At 72.2% G+C, this 18,907-nt stretch carries 18 protein-coding genes and 4 tRNA genes; 8 read left to right on the top strand and 14 right to left on the bottom strand.

Features of this window, described 5'->3' with window-relative positions; all coding sequences use genetic code 11:
• Positions 1–126 precede the first annotated feature (126 nt).
• On the top strand, positions 127–360 hold the full coding sequence (locus ACGFSC_RS23570) for an Lrp/AsnC ligand binding domain-containing protein (RefSeq protein WP_359900545.1): 234 nt from the start codon (positions 127–129) through the stop codon (positions 358–360).
• Positions 361–442: 82 nt separating this feature from the next.
• The gene (locus tag ACGFSC_RS23565) at positions 443–961 is read left to right on the top strand and encodes a DUF3515 family protein (RefSeq protein ID WP_359900543.1); all 519 of its coding nucleotides are present in this window, start codon (positions 443–445) and stop codon (positions 959–961) included.
• 83 nt (positions 962–1,044) lie between these two features.
• Here the strand turns inward: ACGFSC_RS23565 and ACGFSC_RS23560 are convergent, their stop codons facing one another.
• The 3 genes from ACGFSC_RS23560 to ACGFSC_RS23550 form a co-directional block, all read right to left on the bottom strand.
• A complete protein-coding gene (locus ACGFSC_RS23560) occupies positions 1,045–2,190 on the bottom strand; it encodes a D-alanine--D-alanine ligase family protein (protein WP_359900542.1) in 1,146 nt (381 codons plus the stop codon).
• Positions 2,191–2,304: 114 nt separating this feature from the next.
• Complete coding sequence (locus ACGFSC_RS23555) at positions 2,305–3,288, bottom strand: NAD(P)H-dependent glycerol-3-phosphate dehydrogenase (RefSeq protein WP_359900678.1); 984 nt, start codon at positions 3,286–3,288, stop codon at positions 2,305–2,307.
• 14 nt (positions 3,289–3,302) lie between these two features.
• Positions 3,303–4,133 (bottom strand): lysophospholipid acyltransferase family protein, encoded by an 831-nt coding sequence (locus ACGFSC_RS23550; protein ID WP_359900540.1) that lies wholly within the window; start codon positions 4,131–4,133, stop codon positions 3,303–3,305.
• 228 nt (positions 4,134–4,361) lie between these two features.
• On the opposite strand from ACGFSC_RS23550, the gene cofC reads away from it, so the two are divergent.
• Together cofC and ACGFSC_RS23540 are read left to right on the top strand one after the other, a co-directional pair.
• On the top strand, positions 4,362–5,045 hold the full coding sequence (gene cofC, locus ACGFSC_RS23545; protein WP_359900538.1) for a 2-phospho-L-lactate guanylyltransferase: 684 nt from the start codon (positions 4,362–4,364) through the stop codon (positions 5,043–5,045).
• Between the two features lie 108 nt (positions 5,046–5,153).
• Entirely contained in the window at positions 5,154–5,375 is a 222-nt protein-coding gene (locus tag ACGFSC_RS23540; protein ID WP_359900536.1) for a hypothetical protein, read from the top strand.
• A gap of 210 nt (positions 5,376–5,585) precedes the next feature.
• Here ACGFSC_RS23540 and ACGFSC_RS23535 read toward each other — a convergent pair whose 3' ends face one another.
• From ACGFSC_RS23535 to ACGFSC_RS23485, 11 genes are all read right to left on the bottom strand, one after another.
• Positions 5,586–6,365, bottom strand: coding sequence for an HU family DNA-binding protein (locus ACGFSC_RS23535; protein WP_359900534.1), 780 nt, complete (start codon positions 6,363–6,365; stop codon positions 5,586–5,588).
• Positions 6,366–6,498: 133 nt separating this feature from the next.
• Entirely contained in the window at positions 6,499–6,846 is a 348-nt protein-coding gene (locus ACGFSC_RS23530) for a hypothetical protein (RefSeq protein WP_380354200.1), read from the bottom strand.
• 182 nt (positions 6,847–7,028) lie between these two features.
• A complete protein-coding gene (leuD, locus tag ACGFSC_RS23525; RefSeq protein ID WP_359900532.1) occupies positions 7,029–7,625 on the bottom strand; it encodes a 3-isopropylmalate dehydratase small subunit in 597 nt (198 codons plus the stop codon).
• Positions 7,626–7,628: 3 nt separating this feature from the next.
• Positions 7,629–9,053 carry a 3-isopropylmalate dehydratase large subunit gene (gene leuC, locus ACGFSC_RS23520; RefSeq protein ID WP_359900530.1) on the bottom strand — a complete coding sequence of 475 codons (1,425 nt, stop codon included), beginning with the start codon at positions 9,051–9,053 and terminating at the stop codon, positions 7,629–7,631.
• 324 nt (positions 9,054–9,377) lie between these two features.
• Positions 9,378–9,452, bottom strand: a tRNA-Gln gene (locus tag ACGFSC_RS23515).
• A gap of 49 nt (positions 9,453–9,501) precedes the next feature.
• Positions 9,502–9,574 (bottom strand) — tRNA-Glu (locus ACGFSC_RS23510).
• A gap of 27 nt (positions 9,575–9,601) precedes the next feature.
• Positions 9,602–9,674 (bottom strand) — tRNA-Glu (locus ACGFSC_RS23505).
• Between the two features lie 37 nt (positions 9,675–9,711).
• Positions 9,712–9,783, bottom strand: a tRNA-Gln gene (locus ACGFSC_RS23500).
• Between the two features lie 238 nt (positions 9,784–10,021).
• Positions 10,022–11,521, bottom strand: a complete 1,500-nt coding sequence (gltX, locus tag ACGFSC_RS23495) for a glutamate--tRNA ligase (protein WP_380357113.1) — start codon at positions 11,519–11,521, stop codon at positions 10,022–10,024.
• Positions 11,514–12,314, bottom strand: coding sequence for a fumarylacetoacetate hydrolase family protein (locus tag ACGFSC_RS23490; RefSeq protein WP_359915358.1), 801 nt, complete (start codon positions 12,312–12,314; stop codon positions 11,514–11,516). The genes gltX and ACGFSC_RS23490 overlap by 8 nt, the downstream gene beginning before the upstream one ends.
• A 274-nt stretch (positions 12,315–12,588) precedes the next feature.
• The gene (locus ACGFSC_RS23485; RefSeq protein WP_359915360.1) at positions 12,589–12,807 is read right to left on the bottom strand and encodes a hypothetical protein; all 219 of its coding nucleotides are present in this window, start codon (positions 12,805–12,807) and stop codon (positions 12,589–12,591) included.
• A 636-nt stretch (positions 12,808–13,443) separates the two neighbouring features.
• On the opposite strand from ACGFSC_RS23485, the gene ACGFSC_RS23480 reads away from it, so the two are divergent.
• From ACGFSC_RS23480 to ACGFSC_RS23465, 4 genes are all read left to right on the top strand, one after another.
• Positions 13,444–17,196: a nitrate- and nitrite sensing domain-containing protein gene (locus ACGFSC_RS23480; protein ID WP_359915362.1), complete on the top strand. Its 3,753-nt coding sequence runs from the start codon at positions 13,444–13,446 to the stop codon at positions 17,194–17,196.
• 10 nt (positions 17,197–17,206) lie between these two features.
• Positions 17,207–17,620 carry a roadblock/LC7 domain-containing protein gene (locus ACGFSC_RS23475; protein WP_359915368.1) on the top strand — a complete coding sequence of 138 codons (414 nt, stop codon included), beginning with the start codon at positions 17,207–17,209 and terminating at the stop codon, positions 17,618–17,620.
• 170 nt (positions 17,621–17,790) lie between these two features.
• Positions 17,791–18,216: a DUF742 domain-containing protein gene (locus ACGFSC_RS23470; protein ID WP_359915364.1), complete on the top strand. Its 426-nt coding sequence runs from the start codon at positions 17,791–17,793 to the stop codon at positions 18,214–18,216.
• Entirely contained in the window at positions 18,197–18,781 is a 585-nt protein-coding gene (locus tag ACGFSC_RS23465) for an ATP/GTP-binding protein (RefSeq protein WP_074001502.1), read from the top strand. Before ACGFSC_RS23470 ends, ACGFSC_RS23465 begins: the two co-directional genes overlap by 20 nt.
• Positions 18,782–18,907 lie beyond the last annotated feature (126 nt).

Genomic DNA, 18,907 nt, shown 5'->3' with positions numbered 1-18,907 from the left:
GTCTCCCCTCCCCGGCCCGCTGCGAGGTAGCGTGGTGATCAGACTGCCGGTGAGCCCACCCACCCATGCGCCTGACCGGGCGATCACGGCGGCGATCCCCCCTCAACCGGCCGCCGGGAGGTCCCCGTGGTACAGGCATACATCCTGATCCAGACCGAGGTTGGCAAGGCCACCGCCGTGGCCCGAACCATCGCCGAGGTCCCCGGCGTACTCACCGCCGAGGACGTCACCGGCCCCTACGACGTGATCGTCAAGGCCGAGGCCGAGACGGTGGACGAACTGGGCCGACTGGTGGTGGCCCGGGTCCAGAAGGTCGAGGGCATCACCCGCACCCTCACCTGCCCGGTGGTGCACCTGTAGGCCGGTGCACCGGTGCGCCCGGGCCCCGGTGGCCCGGCGCACCGGCACGTCCGGCCACCCGGGCCCCGGTTACCATCGGCGGGTGGCCAGAGAACTCCGCGTCCCCGAGGCGCTGACCGCCCTGCCGGCCCCGGTCCGCTGGCTGGCCCTGCCCGTCGCCCTGACCTGCACCGTCGTGGCGCTGGTCGGCAGCTGGGGGCCGGCCGACCCGAAGGTCGAGGTCCCGCAGCCGGGCGGCCGGGCGGCCGGGTACTGCCGGTCGCTGGCCGCCGCGCTGCCGGCCGACCTGCTCGGGCACGCCCGCAACGACCCGTCGCCCGCCTCCCCGTACGTGGCCGCCTGGGGCGATTCCCCCCGGACGGTGCTGCGCTGCGGCATCGACCGGCCGGAGGAGCTGGACGGCGACCACGCCGCGGACTGGTCCCCGAGCGTCGACGGCGTCACCTGGTGGTCGCAGAAGCTCGCCGACGGCGGCTACCGCTTCGTGACGACCATGCGCGCCGCCTACGTCGAGGTGACCGTCCCGGCCGGGGCCGCGCAGAACCCCTTCGACCCGGCGGCCGCCCTGACCGGCGCGGTCAAGGCCAACGTCCCGGGCTGAGCCCGGCGGCGGGAGCCGCGCCCCGGGGGACGCACCGAGGGCGGGCCGGGAGCTCCCCGGCCCGCCCTCCGCGGCAGGACCCGCTAGCGCAGCCCGGTCGAGCGGCGCAGCGCCGTCCCGAGCAGCCGGTCGATCAGCTCCGGGTACGCGACCCCGCTGGCCTCCCACATCTTCGGGTAGGCCGAGATCGGGGTGAAGCCGGGCATGGTGTTGATCTCGTTGATCATCCAGGTGCCGTCCTCCAGCAGGAAGAAGTCCACCCGGGCCAGGCCCTCGCAGCCGAGCGCCTCGAAGGCCTCGACCGCCTGGCGCCGGATCTCGGCGAGCTCCTCGGCGGTCAGGTCCGCCGGGATCTTCACGTCCGAGGAGTCGATGTACTTGGCCTCGAAGTCGTAGAAGTCGAAGCCCTCGCCGACCAGGATCTCGCCGGCCACGCTGGCCCGCGGGCCGTCCTCGAACTCCAGCACGCCGCACTCGATCTCGCGGCCGGTCACGCCGGCCTCGATGATGAGCTTGGGGTCGTGCCGGCGGGCCTCCTCGATCGCGGCGTCGAGGTCGGCCAGGTCCTTCACCTTGGTGATGCCGATGCTGGAGCCGGCCCGGCAGGGCTTCACGAACAGCGGCAGACCCAGCTCGGCGGCCCGCTCGCGCACCGCCGCGCGGCCCGCCTCGGACTCCCAGTCGCGCGGCCGCACGATGGTGTAGCGGCCGACGTTCAGGCCGTGCGAGGCCAGGATCCGCTTCGCGAACTCCTTGTCCATGCCGGCCGCGCTCGCCAGCACGCCGTTGCCGACGTACGGGACGCCGGAGAGCTCCAGCAGGCCCTGGAGCGTGCCGTCCTCGCCCCACGGGCCGTGCAGCAGCGGGAACACCACGTCGACCTCGCCGAGGGCCTTGGGGGCGCTGCCCGGCTCGGTCAGGACCACCTCGCGGCTGCCCGGGGAGACCGGCAGCGCGACCTGGCCGTCGACGCCCTCGGCGACGTGCGCCACGTCCGGCAGCCGCCCGTCGGTGATGGCCATCCGGGCCGGCTCGTCGCTGGTCAGCGCCCAGCGGCCCTCGTGCGTGATGCCGATCGGCAGCACGTCGTACTTGTCGCGGTCGATCGCCCTGAGCACACTGCCCGCGGTGGAGACCGAGATCGCGTGCTCGGAGCTGCGCCCGCCGAAGACCAGCGCGACGCGCGGCTTCCGGTCGGGCCGGTTCGGGGAGGACTGTTCGATGCTCATATCGGGTTTGAGACTACCGTGCGAGGCCCTGCCGGAAGGCAGGCACCACCGGGGAGTCGGCGGTCCCGCGGGGGCCGGACGGGCGCCGCGGCCCCGGGCCGCGGCCCGCCGGACTCAGCGCCGCTCGGCCTTCGCCGAACGCGACATCAGCGTCTGCAGCGCCTCCTGGGTCGGCCGCCCGTTGTGCACCACGTCCACCACGGCCTCGACGATCGGCATGTCGACCCCGTTGCGCCGGGCCAGGTCCAGGACCGACTCGCAGGACTTGACGCCCTCGGCGGTCTGCCGGGTGGCCGCGATGGTCTCCGCGAGCGACATGCCCCGGCCCAGGTTCATCCCGAAGGTGTTGTTGCGCGACAGCGGCGAGGAGCAGGTGGCCACCAGGTCGCCCATCCCGGCGAGTCCGGCGAAGGTGTGCGGGTCCGCGCCCAGCACCTCGCCGAGCCGGGTGGTCTCGGCCAGCCCTCGGGTGATCAGGGTCGCCTTGGTGTTGTCCCCGAGTCCCATGCCGGCCGCCATGCCGACCGCCAGGCCGATCACGTTCTTGACCGCGCCGCCGAGTTCGCAGCCCACCACGTCGGTGTTGGTGTACGGCCGGAAGTACGGCGTGTGGCAGGCCGCCTGGAGCCGCTTGGCGACCGCCTCGTCGGAGCAGGCGACCACGCTGGCCGCGGGCTGCCGGTTGGCGATCTCCTTGGCCAGGTTGGGCCCGCTGACCACCGCGACGCGCTCCGGGCCGACTCCGGTGACCTCGTCGATCACCTCGCTCATCCGCTTGGCGGTGCCGAGTTCGATGCCCTTCATCAGGCTCACCAGCACGGTCTGCGGCTCGATCAGCGGCGTCCAGGCGGCCAGGTTGTCGCGCAGCGTCTGCGAGGGCACCACGAGCACCGCGAAGTCGGCGCCGGCCAGCGCCTCGGCGGCGTCGGTGGTCGCCCGCACGGTGTCGGGCAGCCGGACGCCCGGGAGGTAGTCCGGGTTCTCGTGGGTGGAGTTGACGGCGTCCACCAGCTCCTGGCGGCGGGCCCACAGCACGACCTCGCAGCCCGCGTCGGCGAGCACCAGCGCGAACGCGGTGCCCCAGGAGCCGGTCCCCATCACGGCGCAACGGATCACTTGCCGGCCTCCTCGGTGCCCTTGCCCCGCTCGCCCTTGGCGCGCCGGCGCTCGGCCAGCGCCGCCGCGGCACGCTCCCGGGCGGCCCTGCGCATGTCGTAGCGCTCGGCGGGCGGTTCCTCGCCGCGGACCTCCGCCAGCACGGCGGTGATCGCCGTCATGATGTCCTCGGTGGCGTCGGCGAGCACCTGGGCGGTGAGTTCCTGCCCCCGGTACTTGCTCAGGTCCACCGCGGGCCCGGCCGCGACGGTGACCCGGTGCCGCGGGAACAGGTTGAACCTGCCCTTTCCGAGACCGGGCCGGCCGTACGGCGGGATGATCTCGTGGGCGCCCCAGTGCGCGACCGGGATGACCGGCGCACCGGTCATCAGCGCGACCCGGGCGACACCGCTCTTGCCGGTCATCGGCCACAGGTCCGGGTCCCGGGTGAGCGTGCCCTCCGGGTAGAACTGCACGCACTGGCCGCTGTTGACCGCGTCGATCGCGGCCCGGAACGCCTGCGCGGCGTCGGTGGACTCGCGGAACACCGGAATCTGACCGGTTTTGCGCAGCATGAATCCGATGAAGGGGACCGAGAACAGCGAGGACTTGCCGAGAATGCGCGGCGGACGTCCGCTGTTGTACTGCCAGTGCGCGTAGATCACCGGATCGATGATCGAATTGTGGTTCACCGCGGCGATGAAGCCGCCGTTCTTCGGAATGTGCTCCCAGCCCCGCCAGTCGGGCTTCACCAGGGCGGTCGTCACCGGCTTCACCAGCACGGCCGCGAAGCGGTACCAGATGCCGTAGTCGGCGTTGCCGAACTTGGCGTACGAGCGGCGGGCCACCCCAGCTCCTTCTCATCCGATGCGGCACGGATTACCGCGGTCATGGCGTCCCGGTGCCGCGCACCGATTCCACCGGTGCCCGGGCCACGGGCGCGGAACAGTGTCGCCCGCCCGATCACCGGCTGTCGAGCAACCGCGCCAACCCGCCCGGCGGGCGTGATCAAACGCACGTCCGCACAGCTCGGACGGCCTGGCGAGGGCTCCGGGACCGGCGCCAGAATGACGCCGATGACCCAGGACACCGTACGCCCCAGCGGGGCCGTCGCGCCCCCCGCACCCACCGCCGGCTGGTCGCTGGTGCTTCCGCTCAAGCCGCTCACCATGGCGAAGAGCAGACTGGCGCCGTACGCCGGACCGCACCGGGCCGACCTGGCCCTGTCCTTCGCCCTGGACACCGTCACCGCCGCCCTGGCCACCCCCGGGGTCGGCCGGGTCCTGGTGGTCACCCGCGACGCCGCGGCCGGCGCCCGGCTGACCGCGCTCGGCGCCCTGGTGGTCGCCGACGAGCCCGACGGAGGCCTCAACCGGGCGCTGGCGCACGGCGCCGAGCGCGCCCTGGCCCTGGCCCCGCGGGCCCCGCTGGCGGTGCTCTCGGCGGACCTCCCGGCGCTGCGTCCGGCCGAACTGGCCCGGGTGCTGGGCGCGGTGCCGGCGGACGGCCGGGCCTTCCTGCCGGACACCCCCGGCCTCGGCACCACGCTGCTCGCCTGCGCCCCCGGCCGTCCGCTCTCCCCCGCCTTCGGGGACGGCTCACGGGCCCGGCACGCGGCCGGCGGGGCGCTCGAACTGCGCCTCGCGGACGTGGAGTCGGTGCGCCGGGACGTGGACACCGGGACGGACCTCGGCGAGGCCGCGGCGCTCGGCCTCGGACCGCACACCAGCGCGCTGTTCGCCCGGCTGAGCCTTTCCTGAGCCCTCCCGGCCGCCGCCCGGGCACCGCCCGGAGCCGCCCCGGCGCGTCCCGGCCCGGGCGTCGACCTGCTCCCGGGCCGGGGCCGGCCCGCTCGCTATGCTGCTCGCATGCAGGCCACCTCGTTCACCTTCGACCCCGCCACCCGGGCCGGCTCCGTGCTGCTCGACGACGGGACCCCGGTGCCGTTCGACGCGGCCGCCTTCGACGCCGGCGGCCTGCGGCTGCTGCGCCCCGGCCAGCGGGTGCGGATCCGCACCGAGGGCACCGGCGAGGCCCGCCGGGTGGTCTTCGTGACGCTCCAGACCTTCCCGGACCCCGCCGAGGGCTGACGGCCCCGTCCGGCGCCGTCGGGCCCGGCCGGACCGGCCCGCGGGCCATCCCGCCGCACCGCCCGGAACTCCCCCGCGCCGCCGCACGCCGTCGATTCCTGACTAAGCGCCCGGAAATCGAAAGAGCCGCGGCGACCCGTCTCCGCGAATTCACGGAAGGGGGTGCCGCGGCTCTGAGCCGAAGGCCGTCCTGGGACGGTCGCGCGGGACTTACTTGGCAGAGGTCTTGCGCGCGGTGGTCTTGCGGGTGGCGGTCTTCTTCGCCGGCGCCGTCTTCTTGGCCGTGGCGGTCGCCTTCTTGGCGGTGGCCGTGGTCTTCTTGGCGGCGGCCGTGGTGGTCGCCTTCTTCGCCGCGGCCGTCTTCTTGGTCGCGGCGGCCTTGGTCGCGGTCGCCGTGGTCTTCTTCGCGGCGGTGGTCTTCGCGGCCGTGGTCTTGGCGGCGGTGGCCTTGACGGCCGTGGTCTTCGCGGCGGTCTTCTTGGCGGTCGCCGTGGTCTTCTTGGCGGCGGCCGTGGTGGTCGCCTTCTTGACGGCGGCCGTGGTGGCCGTCTTCTTGGCGGCGGCCTTCTTGGCGGCCGGGGCGGCGGCGGCAGCAGCGGCGGCGCGCTTGGTGGCGGCACGCTTGGCGGCCGGGGTGGCGGCCACGCCGCTCTTGCCCGGGGTGAGGGAGCCCTTGGGGGCCTTCTTCACCGAGGGGCCTTCCTTCGGCAGCTTCTTGCTGCCGCTGACCAGGTCCTTGAAGCCCTGACCCGGACGGAAGCGCGGGACCGAGGTCTTCTTGACCTTGACCCGCTCGCCGGTCTGCGGGTTGCGGGCGAAGCGCGCGGAGCGCTCCACCTTCTCGAAGGTGCCGAACCCGGTGACCGAGACCCGGTCACCGGCCACAACGGCACGGACCATGGTGTCGAGCACTGCGTCGACGGCCTCTGCGGCAGCCTTGCGACCGCCCAGCTGCTCGGCCACCGCTTCGACAAGCTGAGCCTTGTTCACGTCTTCCCCTTCGGAAACGGGCGCCGGATGATTCCATCCGTTCTTTTCGCACGTTAGGTATGTATCTGCGGACTTTCAATTACCAAACGCGCGAATCACCCTAGTGTCGCAATGGATTTGCGCGTCGGCGACCTCAGTCGAGCGGCGGGGGCCGCTCGTCGAGGTCATGTACAAAGCGACTCAACCGCCTTGCCGCCTCCGGAAGATCGCGCTTGGCGGCCTCGGTGACGATGAGGAGTTGACGGGTGAGAGCGGTCTTTGCATCGGCAGACACGTTCAGCGCATGCACGCGGGCGTGAGCTTGCTTCAACCGCTCGGCCACAAGCGCGTAGAGCGCTGCGACTTCCTGGTCGTCCGGCCCCTCAGCTGGTGCGGAGGTGACGTCCGGCCGATCGTCAATTCGGCGTTCGGATGGCCGGCCCATGGAGTCCTCAGCCGCGGGTTCGCCGCCCGCGTACGGAGGTTCATGGTGCCGGTGCATGTACTGATTGTGCCATCTACCCGCAGTTGTACTTGCGCGGGCCCCTCTTCCGCAAAGCCAAATGGGCAATCCGGGGCGGGCCGCGGCGCTAACTCGTGCTCCGGAACGACGGATGGCCCGGCCCCCCCGAGGGGGGCACGGGCCATCCGGTGGATCGTCAGAATGCTTGTTCTGAGGGGAACTCAGGCGACCGGCAGAGTACGGGGCTTGAAGGCCGGACGGGTCTCCTCGAAGGCCGCGATGTCGGCCTCGTTCCGCAGGGTGATGCTGATGTCGTCCAGGCCGTTGAGCAGCCGCCACCGGACGTTGTCGTCCAGTTCGAAGGCCGCGACGACGCCCTCGGCACGCACTTCGCGCGCCTCCAGGTCAACGGTGATCTCGGCCGAAGGGTCACTCTCCGTGAGCGCCCAGAGCCGTTCCACGGTCTCCTGCGGCAGGACGACCGTCAGCAGGCCGTTCTTCAGGGAGTTGCCCCGGAAGATGTCGGCGAAGCGCGACGAGACGACCGCGTGGAAGCCGTAGTTCTGGAGCGCCCAGACGGCGTGCTCCCGGGAGGAGCCGGTGCCGAACTCGGGGCCGGCCACCAGGACCGTGGCGCCCTGCCGCTCGGGCCGGTTGAGGATGAACGACTCGTCCTTGCGCCAGGCCTCGAACAGGCCGCCCTCGAAACCGGATCGGGTGACCTTCTTGAGCCAGTGGGCCGGGATGATCTGGTCGGTGTCCACGTTGCTGCGGCGCAGCGGCACGGCCCGGCCGGTGTGGGTGGTGAACTTCTCCATGGCTCAGGCCTCCACGGCAGCGACGTCGGCGGACAGGTCGGAGGGGGCGGCGAGACGGCCCAGGACGGCGGTCGCGGCGGCGACCTGCGGGGAGACCAGGTGGGTACGGCCGCCCTTGCCCTGCCGGCCCTCGAAGTTGCGGTTCGAGGTGGAGGCGCAGCGCTCCCCCGGGGCGAGCTGGTCGGGGTTCATGCCCAGGCACATCGAGCAGCCCGCGTGGCGCCACTCGGCACCGGCCGCGGTGAACACCTTGTCCAGGCCCTCCTCGACGGCCTGGAGGGCGACCCGGACGGAGCCGGGGACCACCAGCATCCGGACGCCGTCGGCGACCCGGCGGCCCTCCACGACGGCCGCGGCGGCCCGCAGGTCCTCGATCCGGCCGTTGGTGCAGGAGCCGACGAAGACGGCGTCGACCTTCACCTCGCGCAGCGGGGTGCCGGCCTCCAGGCCCATGTACGCCAGGGCGTTCTCGGCGGCCAGGCGCTCCTGCGGGTCGGCGAAGGACGCCGGGTCCGGCACCTCGGCGCCCAGCGGGGCGCCCTGGCCCGGGTTGGTGCCCCAGGTGACGAACGGGGTCAGCTCGCTCGCGTCGATGAAGATCTCGTGGTCGAAGACCGCGTCCTCGTCGGTGCCCAGGGTCCTCCAGTACGCGACGGCGGCGTCCCAGTCCTCGCCCTGCGGGGCGTGCGGGCGGCCCTGGAGGTACGCGAAGGTGGTCTCGTCCGGGGCGATCATGCCCGCCCGGGCGCCGGCCTCGATCGACATGTTGCAGACGGTCATCCGGGCCTCCATGGACAGGCTCCGGATCGCCGAACCGCGGTACTCCAGGACGTAGCCCTGGCCGCCGCCGGTGCCGATCTTCGTGATGACGGCCAGGATCAGGTCCTTGGCGGTGACGCCCTCGGGCAGCTCGCCCTCGACGGTGATCGCCATCGTCCGGAACGGCGCCAGCGGCAGGGTCTGGGTGGCCAGCACGTGCTCGACCTGGCTGGTGCCGATGCCGAACGCCAGTGCGCCGAAAGCGCCGTGGGTCGAGGTGTGGGAGTCACCGCAGACCACGGTCATGCCGGGCTGGGTCAGGCCGAGCTGCGGGCCGACGACGTGCACGACGCCCTGCTCGACGTCGCCGAGCGAGTGGATCCGGACGCCGAACTCGGCGGCGTTCCTGCGCAGGGTCTCCAACTGCACCCTGGAGACCGGGTCGGCGATCGGCTTGTCGATGTCCAGGGTGGGGGTGTTGTGGTCCTCGGTGGCGATCGTCAGATCGGTGCGGCGGACCGTACGGCCGGCCAGCCGCAGCCCGTCGAAGGCCTGCGGGCTGGTGACCTCGTGGAGCAGGTGCAGGTCGATGAAGAGGAGGTCGGGTTCGCCCTCCGCGCGCCGCACGACGTGGTCGTCCCAGACCTTCTCTGCGAGTGTCCGTCCCATCGGATTCCCTCCAGCCGGCCGCGTTGCCGGCCTTCTCGTGTCGTCGAGGTCAAAGCGTGTGCGCCGCCCTGAGACTCCCGGGCCGCTCCCGTCCAGAGTGGCGCTTTTCGCCGGAGATTGAACTTGTGTCTCGCGGAGTGAGACCGCAGTCTTAGCGCATGGACAGCGCTCCGCCCCGTCCGACCCCGGGGCGGCAGGACCCCGCGGAAAGCCCGAAGGGCCCCGTGGAAAGCCGGAAGGGCCCCGCTCGGAACGGAGCGGGGCCCTTCGGGGCATTTCCGGGGAAAGCAAAAAGACCCCGGGGACCGGGGTCTTTCCAATTTCTGGCTGGGGTACCAGGACTCGAACCTAGACTAAATGAACCAGAATCACTCGTGCTGCCAATTACACCATACCCCAACACAAAGCAAGGGCCGATGGGCGAGCCCACCGGCTTCCTGCTCTGAAGTACCCCCGACCGGATTCGAACCGGCGCTACTGCCGTGAGAGGGCAGCGTGCTAGGCCGCTACACAACGGGGGCTTTCCAGGTGATCCCTTGCGGGATCAGTACCCCCGACCGGATTCGAACCGGCGCTACTGCCGTGAGAGGGCAGCGTGCTAGGCCGCTACACAACGGGGGCTTGATCTTCTTTTGTGGTGCTGTACTCACGTACTGCGCTGGGGTACCAGGACTCGAACCTAGACTAAATGAACCAGAATCACTCGTGCTGCCAATTACACCATACCCCACCAGAGTTGAAGCCTCGCGGGCCCTTCTCAGGCGTTGCGCCTCTCGGTCGGTCCCTTCCGAGGGGCTTTCGTTCCCTCGTCCGTTCCCTCCCGGGCGGCGCAGAAAGAACATTACCCGACGTCGGCCCCGGGTCCAAAATCGATAACCCCAGGCAGCGGCCGGGAGGCCTGCGGACGGCCTCCGGGTACGCCGCGGGCCCGGCACGAAGCCGGGCCCGCGGCCTGCTCGGCGCCCCGCTCAGGCGGCCGGCAGGGCGTCCAGGGCGGCCCGCAGCCGACGCAGCGTCTCCGGGCGTCCCAGCAGCTCCATGGACTCGAACAGCGGCGGGGAGACCCGGCGGCCGGTGACGGCCACCCGCAGCGGCGTGAAGGCGAACTTGGGCTTGATGCCCAGCCCCTCCACCAGCGCCTCGCGCAGCGCGGCCTGGATCGGCTCCGGGGTGAAGTCCGCGAGCTCCTCCAGCGCCTTGATGCTGGCCTCCAGCACCGGGCGGGAGTCCGCGGTGAGCACCTTGGCGGCGTCGTCCGGGTCGAGGGCGAACTTCTCCGGCGCCACGAACAGGAAGCCGGCCATGTTCACGATCTCGCTCAGCACGACCATCCGCTCCTGGGTGAGCGGCGCCACCTTGGCGAGCAGGTCCAGCTGCTCGGCGGTGGGCTCGGCCGGCAGCAGCTCGGCGCCCTGGAGGAAGGGCACCAGGCGGCGGACGAAGTCCTCCGGGGCCAGCCGGCGGACGTGCTCGGCGTTGATCGCCTCGCACTTCTTCAGGTCGAAGCGGGCCGGGTTGGCGTTCACCTTGGTGACGTCGAAGGCGGCGACCATCTCGTCCATGTCGAACAGGTCGCGGTCCTCGGCCAGCGACCAGCCCAGCAGGGACAGGTAGTTGAGCAGGCCCTCGCGGATGAAGCCGCGCTCGCGGTACATGTTGAGCGAGGACTGCGGGTCGCGCTTGGAGAGCTTCTTGTTGCCCTCGCCCATCACGTACGGCAGGTGGCCGAAGCGCGGGGTGGTGCCGTTGCCGACGCCGATCTCGGCGAGCGCGGCGTACAGCGCGATCTGCCGCGGGGTGGAGGACAGCAGGTCCTCGCCGCGCAGCACGTGGGTGATGCCCATCAGGGCGTCGTCCACCGGGTTGACCAGGGTGTACAGCGGGGCGCCGTTCGCCCGGACGATGCCGTAGTCCGGCACGTTCTCCGGCTCGAAGGTGAGCGTGCCGCGGACCAGGTCGTCGAAGCTGAGGGTCTTGTCCGGCATCCGGAAGCGCAGGATCGGCTCGCGCTTCTCCAGCTTGTAGACCGCCACCTGCTCGTCCGTCAGGTCGCGGCAGTGCCCGTCGTAGCCGGAGGGCTTGCCGGCCGCGCGGGCGGCCTCGCGGCGGGCGTCCAGCTCCTCGGTGGAGCAGTAGCAGTAGTAGGCGTGGCCGGCCTCGTGCAGGCGGCGGGCGACATCGGCGTAGATGTCCATCCGCTGCGACTGGCGGTACGGCGCGTCCGGGCCGCCGACCTCCGGGCCCTCGTCCCAGTCGAGGCCGAGCCAGCGCATGGCGTCGAGCAGCTGGTTGTACGACTCCTCGGAGTCGCGGGCGGAGTCGGTGTCCTCGATCCGGAAGACCAGCGTGCCGCCGTTGTGGCGGGCGTAGGCCCAGTTGAAGAGGGCCGTGCGGACCATCCCCACGTGGGGGTTGCCGGTCGGGGAGGGACAGAAGCGAACCCGGACGGCCGGGTCAGTGTTAGCCACGCTTGATCACCTTGTTGGTGAGAGTGCCGATGCCTTCGATGGAGACGGCGACCTCGTCGCCGACGTTGAGCGGGCCCACCCCTGCGGGCGTGCCGGTGAGGATGACGTCGCCGGGCAGCAGCGTCATGGCCTCGGAGATGTGGACGATCAGCTCGGCGACCGAGCGGACCATCAGGGAGGTGCGGCCGGTCTGGCGGAGCTCGCCGTTGACCGTGCAGGTGATCGCGAGGTCGCTCGGGTCGAGGTCGGTCTCGATCCACGGGCCCAGCGGGCAGGCCGTGTCGAAGCCCTTGGCCCGGGCCCACTGGCCCTCGCGCTGCTGGACGTCCCGGGCGGTGACGTCGTTGGCGCAGGTGTAGCCGAGGATCACCTCGGGCACCCGGTCCAACGGCACCTCACGGCACATCCGGCCGATCACCACGGCCAGTTCGGCCTCGTGGTGGACGTCCGAGGAGAACGGCGGGTACGCGATGCTCTCGGTCGGACCGATCACCGAGGTGGACGGCTTGAAGAAGGTGAGCGGGGCGTCCGGGACCTCGTTGCCCAGCTCCGCCGCGTGCGCCGCGTAGTTGCGGCCGACCGCCACGATCTTGTTCGGGAGCATCGGGCTGAGCAGCCGGACGTCCTGGAAGCGGTAGCTCTCACCGGTGGGCTGGGGCTGGCCGAACGGGTGGCCGGCCAGCGCGTGGACGACCAGCGAGTCGGGCCGGGAAGGGTCACCCTCCACCACGCCGAAGGAGACGCTGCCGGCGGCAGGGCTCCCTTCCCGGACGGAGAACCTGGCAATGCGCACGGCTGGGACACCCCTCGCTTCGTCGGCCGCCCGGGGCGCGCCCGGGCGCTGGTGGGCGCCCCGCCCGCAGTGGGCGCGGCCCCGTCAATCGGCCTCCAGGCTATCGCGTGGGGGCCCGGCCGACCGCTTTGCCCCTGTTCAGGAGGGTCGGGGTCGAATGCCCCGCGAGGCGCGCGGGCGGGTCGCCGCCGCGGGCCGCGGGGGCGCCGCACAACGGCGAGGGCGCCGCCGCCACCGGGGTGACGACGGCGCCCTCGTCGCGGCGCCGCGGCGGTCAGTCCTGCAGGACGACGACCGGGGCGACCATCAGCCGGGTGCGGCGCGGGTTGGCGGTGGCGGCCGGCAGCTCGGTGCCGTAGGTCACGACGTCCTCGGGCTTGCGGGCGCCCGGGATCTTGCTGAAGTCCTCGACCGAGGCCAGCGTCGTCCGGCGGGGGTTCGCCGTGGGGCGGCAGGACAGCGTGGACTTGGTGGCGTTCTTCGCCTGGGACATCGAGAGCACCTCGTGGTCATGGCCGGGTCGATCGCGGCGATCGGCACCGGCCTGATGGATTCCGATTGATTCGGAGGGGTTCTGGGCAGGCTGATCGGGGCCGTGCTCCGGAGACAGCCAGGTTACGAGATCTCATTCCACAGAGGCCGTGACCAAAGCTACACATTAGACTGTGATTTTGCTCACAAAATGCCGAGCAAAGTGCAGATATCCGACATATCGCCGCACCGGGATTTTCCGGCATTTCGCCGATAAGGGGCATTCCGGAAGGTCTGTGACTCTTCCCGGCCCCGGGTCCGCTTGGCATGTATCCGGCGAGTGTCCGAAAAAGGCGGTATTCCGGTCCTGTTACCGCACAGTCCGTGAGAAGACGCAAGCGGTCGGTAGCGCCGGGCGCCCGGTACGTGCGGCCCTTGTTGGGATTCCCCGGCTGTGCTGGAATGCGACGGACCGTGGGTAGGGAGTGGTCCACCCCGGTGCCCGCTCTCCCGGACCGGCCGGGGTGCGGATGGAAACTCGACACCGTCCAGGCCGTGGCGACGCGGCGGGACGCCCGGTCCAGAGGTTGCGACGCCAGTGCAGGGACGTTTCAAAAGGGGTAGCGGCGCCGCGGGTAACCCGGAGTCGCGTGAGCCTGTGGCAGCCCCTCAACAGGCGGCGGCCCCCAGCGGCCCGGCCGAGCCGGTGACACCCGAGGCCGTCGGCCACCCGGAGGAGGAGGGCCAGGAGCGGAAGTCCGCCCGGGACAAACTCCGCACCTCCCTGACCCGGCGCCGCGCCACCGGTCTGAACCGGCTCGCGATGCGCAACTGGCGCATCCGCACCCGTCTGATCGCGCTGCTCGCCCTCCCCGTGCTGGTCTCGCTGGTCCTCGGTGGCCTGCGCATCCAGAGCTCGATGGAGAACTCGCAGCAACTCGCCCAGATGGCCAACCTCTCCGACCTGGCCAAGAAGGCGACCAACCTCGCCGACGCGCTCCAGACCGAGCGAGACATCAGCGCCGGCCCGATCACCCACGACCCGGCCGCTCCGCTGGACGACGACATCGTCGCGGCCCGCAAGTCCACCGACGACCTGAGCCGCACCTTCACCGCCTCCTCCGACAAGTTCGAGAACCTCGAACTGTCCGGCGGAAAGGCGCTGTTGCTCCAGATCCGCAAGGACCTGAACTCGATCGCGGACACCCGCAGCCTGCCGTACCAGAACAACCAGAACATCCAGTCGACGATCACCGCCTACGACGTGATCATCCGCGACCTGCTGTCCATCACCCAGGACATCGCGCTCGCGTCGAACAACAAGGACCTGGTCGTCTCCACCCGCGCGCTCCAGCAGTTCTCGCTGGCGAAGAACGCGACCTCGCAGCAGCGGGCCCTGATCAGCGCCGCGCTCGCCAACCCGAAGACCCCCGACCTCAGCCCCAGCGACGAGTCCTTCGGTATCCGTCTGCGCAGCTCGTACGACAACGCGATCGCGAGCTTCAACAACATCTACACCGCGCACGACCTGGACAACCTGCGCAGCCAGCTGAGCTACAACTCGGTGGTCGCCGACGCCGACCGCTACGCCTCCACGATCCTCACCCAGAGCGGCATCCGCCAGACCGAGGCGGTCAGCTACAAGGACTGGTTCGAGAAGGCCAGCTCCAAGATCACCGCCGAGCGCCGGATCGAGTCCAAGCTCATCGAGAACCTGGACGGCAAGGCCCAGGACCTCCAGTCCCAGGCCGACGCCGACGCCCTGATCATCGGTGTCGCGGTCGCCCTGGTGCTGCTCGTCGCCCTCGGTGGCGCCGGTCTGATCGCCCGCTCGATGGTGCGCTCGCTGACCCGCCTCCAGGCGGCGGCCGAGGACGTCGCCGAGCGCCGTCTGCCCGAGCTGGTCAAGACCCTCTCCGAGGCCGACCCGCACGACGTCGACACCACGGTCGAGCCGGTCGCCGTCGACTCCACCGACGAGATCGGCCACGTGGCCCACGCGTTCGACATGGTGCACAGCGAGGCCGTCCGCCTCGCCGCCGAGCAGGCCCTCCTGCGAGGCAACATCAACGCGATGTTCACCAACCTCTCGCGCCGCAGCCAGGGCCTCATCCAGCGCCAGCTGTCGCTCATCTCCGAGCTGGAGAGCCGCGAGGCCGACCCGGACCAGCTGGCCAACCTCTTCAAGCTGGACCACCTCGCGACCCGCATGCGCCGCAACGGCGAAAACCTCCTCGTCCTCGCCGGCGAGGACCCGGGCCGCCGCTGGACCCGTCCCGTCCCGCTGGTCGACGTGCTCCGCGCCGCCGCCTCCGAGGTGGAGCAGTACGAGCGCATCGAACTCGCCGCCGTACCGTCGGCCGAGGTCGCCGGCCGCGTCGTCAACGACCTCGTCCACCTGCTCGCCGAGCTGCTGGAGAACGCCACCTCGTTCTCCAGCCCGCAGACCCGCGTCCGGGTCACCGGCCACGCGCTGCCGGACGGCCGCGTGCTGGTCGAGATCCACGACACCGGCATCGGCCTGAGCCCCGACGACCTCGCCGAGATCAACGAGCGCCTCGCCAACCCGCCGACGGTGGACGTCTCGGTCTCCCGCCGCATGGGCCTCTTCGTGGTCGGCCGCCTGTCCCTGCGACACGGCATCCGCATCCAGCTGCGCCCCAGCGACTCCGGCGGCACCACCGCGCTGGTCATGCTCCCCGTGGACGTCACCAATTCGGGTGACCGCCGTGGCGCCGGCCGGGCCGGCTCCGGCCAGGGCAAGCAGCAGCGCGGGGTCACCCCGACGCCGCGCCAGCAGCGCCAGGTGCCGCCCGCCCGCCAGGGCGGTCCCGCCGCGCTCGGCCAGGGCCCGGCCGCGGGTGCCCCGCAGGGCGGTCGCCCGCAGCTCGGCCAGGGCGGTCCGGCCGCTCCGGCCGCTCCCGCTCCGCAGGCCGGCCCGGGTGCGCCCGCCGGCGGTCTGCCGACCCGCCAGGTCGGCAAGTCGCTGCGGGAGAACCCGGCCCCGCAGGGCGGCGCTCAGCAGGGCCAGGGCCGACGGCCCGCCCAGCCGCAGCAGAAGCAGCAGGCCCCGCAGCAGCCGCAGGCGCCGCAGCAGCAGACTCCGCAGCAGGCCCAGCAGCAGGCCCAGCAGGGCGGTCTGCCGCAGCGCGCCCCGGGCCGCCAGGGCCCGCCGCAGAGCGGCCCGAACGGCCTGCCGCGCCGCGGCGGCCGTCCGCAGCAGCCCGGTCAGCCCCAGCCGGGTCAGCAGCAGCCCGGCCGGCCCGGCCAGGAACGGCAGCGTCCCGGCGGCGAGTTCGACGGCGGTCCGGGTGCCCGGACCGGCGAGCAGCCCCAGCACGGCCGCCCCGGCGGTCCCGGCACGCCGCAGCAGGGTGCCCGTCCGGGCAACCGTCCGCAGGACGGCCTGCCGCAGCGCCGTCCGGCCCCGCAGGGCCCCGGTGCCCCCGGCCGGCCCGCCGGCCAGGGCCCGCGCGGTCCGCAGCGCCCCGGCCCGGACGCGCCGCAGCGCGACCGTCAGCCGCAGCTGCCGCCGCAGGCCCAGCAGCAGCCCCAGCCGCTGCCGTCGGCCGAGCCGGCGCCGGTGGAGAGCACCCAGCAGTTCGCCCGCCCGCGCTTCGAGGCCAGCCAGATCGACCCGCGCGACCCGCTGGGCCTCGGCCTGGTCGAGCCGGTGCTGCCGAACGTGCCGAACCCGCCGCGTCCGGAGCCGGTGCGCCAGGAGCAGGCGCCGCAGCAGCCGCAGCCGCTGCCGTACCAGGAGCCGATGGCGCTGCCGACCGGTCCGTCCGAGGCCGGTCAGCGGCCCGGCGGCGAGCAGCCGTGGGCCCCGCAGGCCGACGGGCTGCAGGCGCGGCAGCGGTCGTACCAGCCGCGCCGCCCCGGCACCTCCTCGCCGGAGTTCCAGCCGCAGGCCCAGGAGCAGCAGGCTCCGCAGCAGGCACCCCGGCAGCAGGCGCCCCAGCCGGCTCCGCAGCAGCAGGCCCCGCAGCAGCAGCCGCAGGCCCAGCAGCAGAACCAGCAGCAGCCTCCGCAGCCGCAGGGCCAGCAGCCCGGCGACGCGCCGTGGCGTCCGTCCGCGAACGACGAGCGCTGGCGCCGGGCCGAGCAGATCCGCGAGCCCTCGACCAGCGGTGTCACCATGTCGGGCCTGCCCCGGCGGACCCCGCAGGCCAACCTGGTCTCCGGCACCGCCGAGGCCTCGCCGCTGACCGGTCCGCAGGTCTCCCGGGCCCCCGAGGAGGTCCGCGGCCGGCTGACCAACCTGCGCCGCGGCATCCAGCAGGGCCGCCGCGTCGGGGCCGAGCAGGCCGCCAACCAGTCGGGCTTCCAGCATGGTGCCCAGCAGCCCGGATTCGATAGTTTCGGTGGCCGGAGCGACGGCAACGGCGCAGATCACCAGGAGCGTTGAGTTGAACCAGATGAGCCAGGCCGCACAGAACCTGAACTGGCTGATCACCAACTTCGTGGACAACACCCCCGGGGTGTCCCACACCGTGGTGGTCTCCGCGGACGGCCTCCTGCTGTGCATGTCCGAGGGCTTCCCCAGGGACCGGGCCGACCAGTTGGCGGCGGTCGCCTCCGGTCTCACCTCGCTGACCAACGGTGCGAGCCGGATCTTCGAGGGCGGCGAGGTCAACCAGACCGTGGTCGAGATGGAGCGGGGGTTCCTGTTCCTGATGGCCGTCAGCGACGGCTCGGCGCTGGCCGTCCTGGCCGCCCCGGACTCCGACATCGGCCTCGTCGGCTACGAGATGGCCCTGCTCGTCGACCGGGCCGGCGCCGTCCTCACCCCCGCACTCCGCGCGGAACTCCAGGGCAGTCTCCTGCACTGACCCGGGGCTCCCGCGCGGATCCGCCCACCCCGTCCCACCTGCCCTCGCCGGGTCCGACCCGACCGGACCCGGCGAACCACCCTCAGCTACCCTCAGGCAGCTGATCTCGCCTCAGCTGGCACCGCCCCAGCTGGAACCGGCTGCTCAAGGCTGCAGCACTAGGAGGACCCATGACCCCGCCTTCGACACCCGCCGGCTCGTACGGCAACGGGTACGGCAGCGGCTACGGCGGGCAGCAGTCCGACGGCTACGAGCAGCAGCCGCTGGTCCGCCCGTACGCGATGACCGGCGGCCGGACCCGCCCGCGGTACCAGCTCGCCATCGAGGCCCTGATCTCCACGACCGGCTCGGCCGACCGGACCACCGGACTGCTGCCCGAGCACGCCCGGATCGTCAGCCTCTGCCGCGAGGTCAAGTCCATCGCGGAGATCTCCGCACTGGCCGGCGTGCCGCTCGGTGTCGCCCGCATCCTCGTCGCCGACCTTGCAGAGGCCGGTCTCGTCGCCATCCACCAGCCCGCCGCCGCGGGCGAGTCGGGCGGAACGCCCGATGTCACGCTGCTCGAAAGGGTCCTCAGTGGACTTCGCAAGCTCTAACGCGGCCGCCCCCACCCGCGCCACCACCTCCGCGAAGATCGTCGTCGCGGGCGGCTTCGGTGTCGGCAAGACCACGCTCGTCGGCGCCGTCTCCGAGATCAACCCCCTGCGCACCGAAGCCGTCATGACCTCGGCCTCCGCCGGCATCGACGACCTCAGCCACGTCTCCGGCAAGACGACCACCACCGTCGCCATGGACTTCGGCCGCATCACTCTCGACGAAGACCTCATCCTCTACCTCTTCGGCACCCCCGGACAGGACCGCTTCTGGTTCATGTGGGACGACCTCGTCCGAGGCGCCATCGGAGCCGTCGTCCTCGTCGACACCCGCCGCCTCGCCGACTGCTTCCCCGCCCTCGACTACTTCGAGAACAGCGGACTGCCCTTCGTCGTCGCCCTCAACGGCTTCGACGGACACCAGCCCCACACCCCCGACGAAGTCCGCGAAGCACTCCAACTCGGCGCCGACACCCCCGTCATCACCCTCGACGCCCGCCGCCGCGACAGCGCCAAGAGCGCCCTCATCACCCTCGTCGAACACGCCCTGCTGGCCCGGCTCCGCTGAGCGAGGGGGAACCGCCCGGCCCCGACGGTCCGTCCCCTGCAGCGGGCCGTCGGGGCCGCGATGCTTACCGGCCGGTGTCCTCCGGGGGCCCCGCGCAAGACCCGTGTATAAGCAGCGGATAACAGT

This window comes from Kitasatospora sp. NPDC048715 (assembly GCF_043198905.1).
GTDB classification, from domain to species: domain Bacteria; phylum Actinomycetota; class Actinomycetes; order Streptomycetales; family Streptomycetaceae; genus Kitasatospora; species Kitasatospora lactacystinica.
This window is presented reverse-complemented; position numbering and strand designations above follow the sequence as displayed.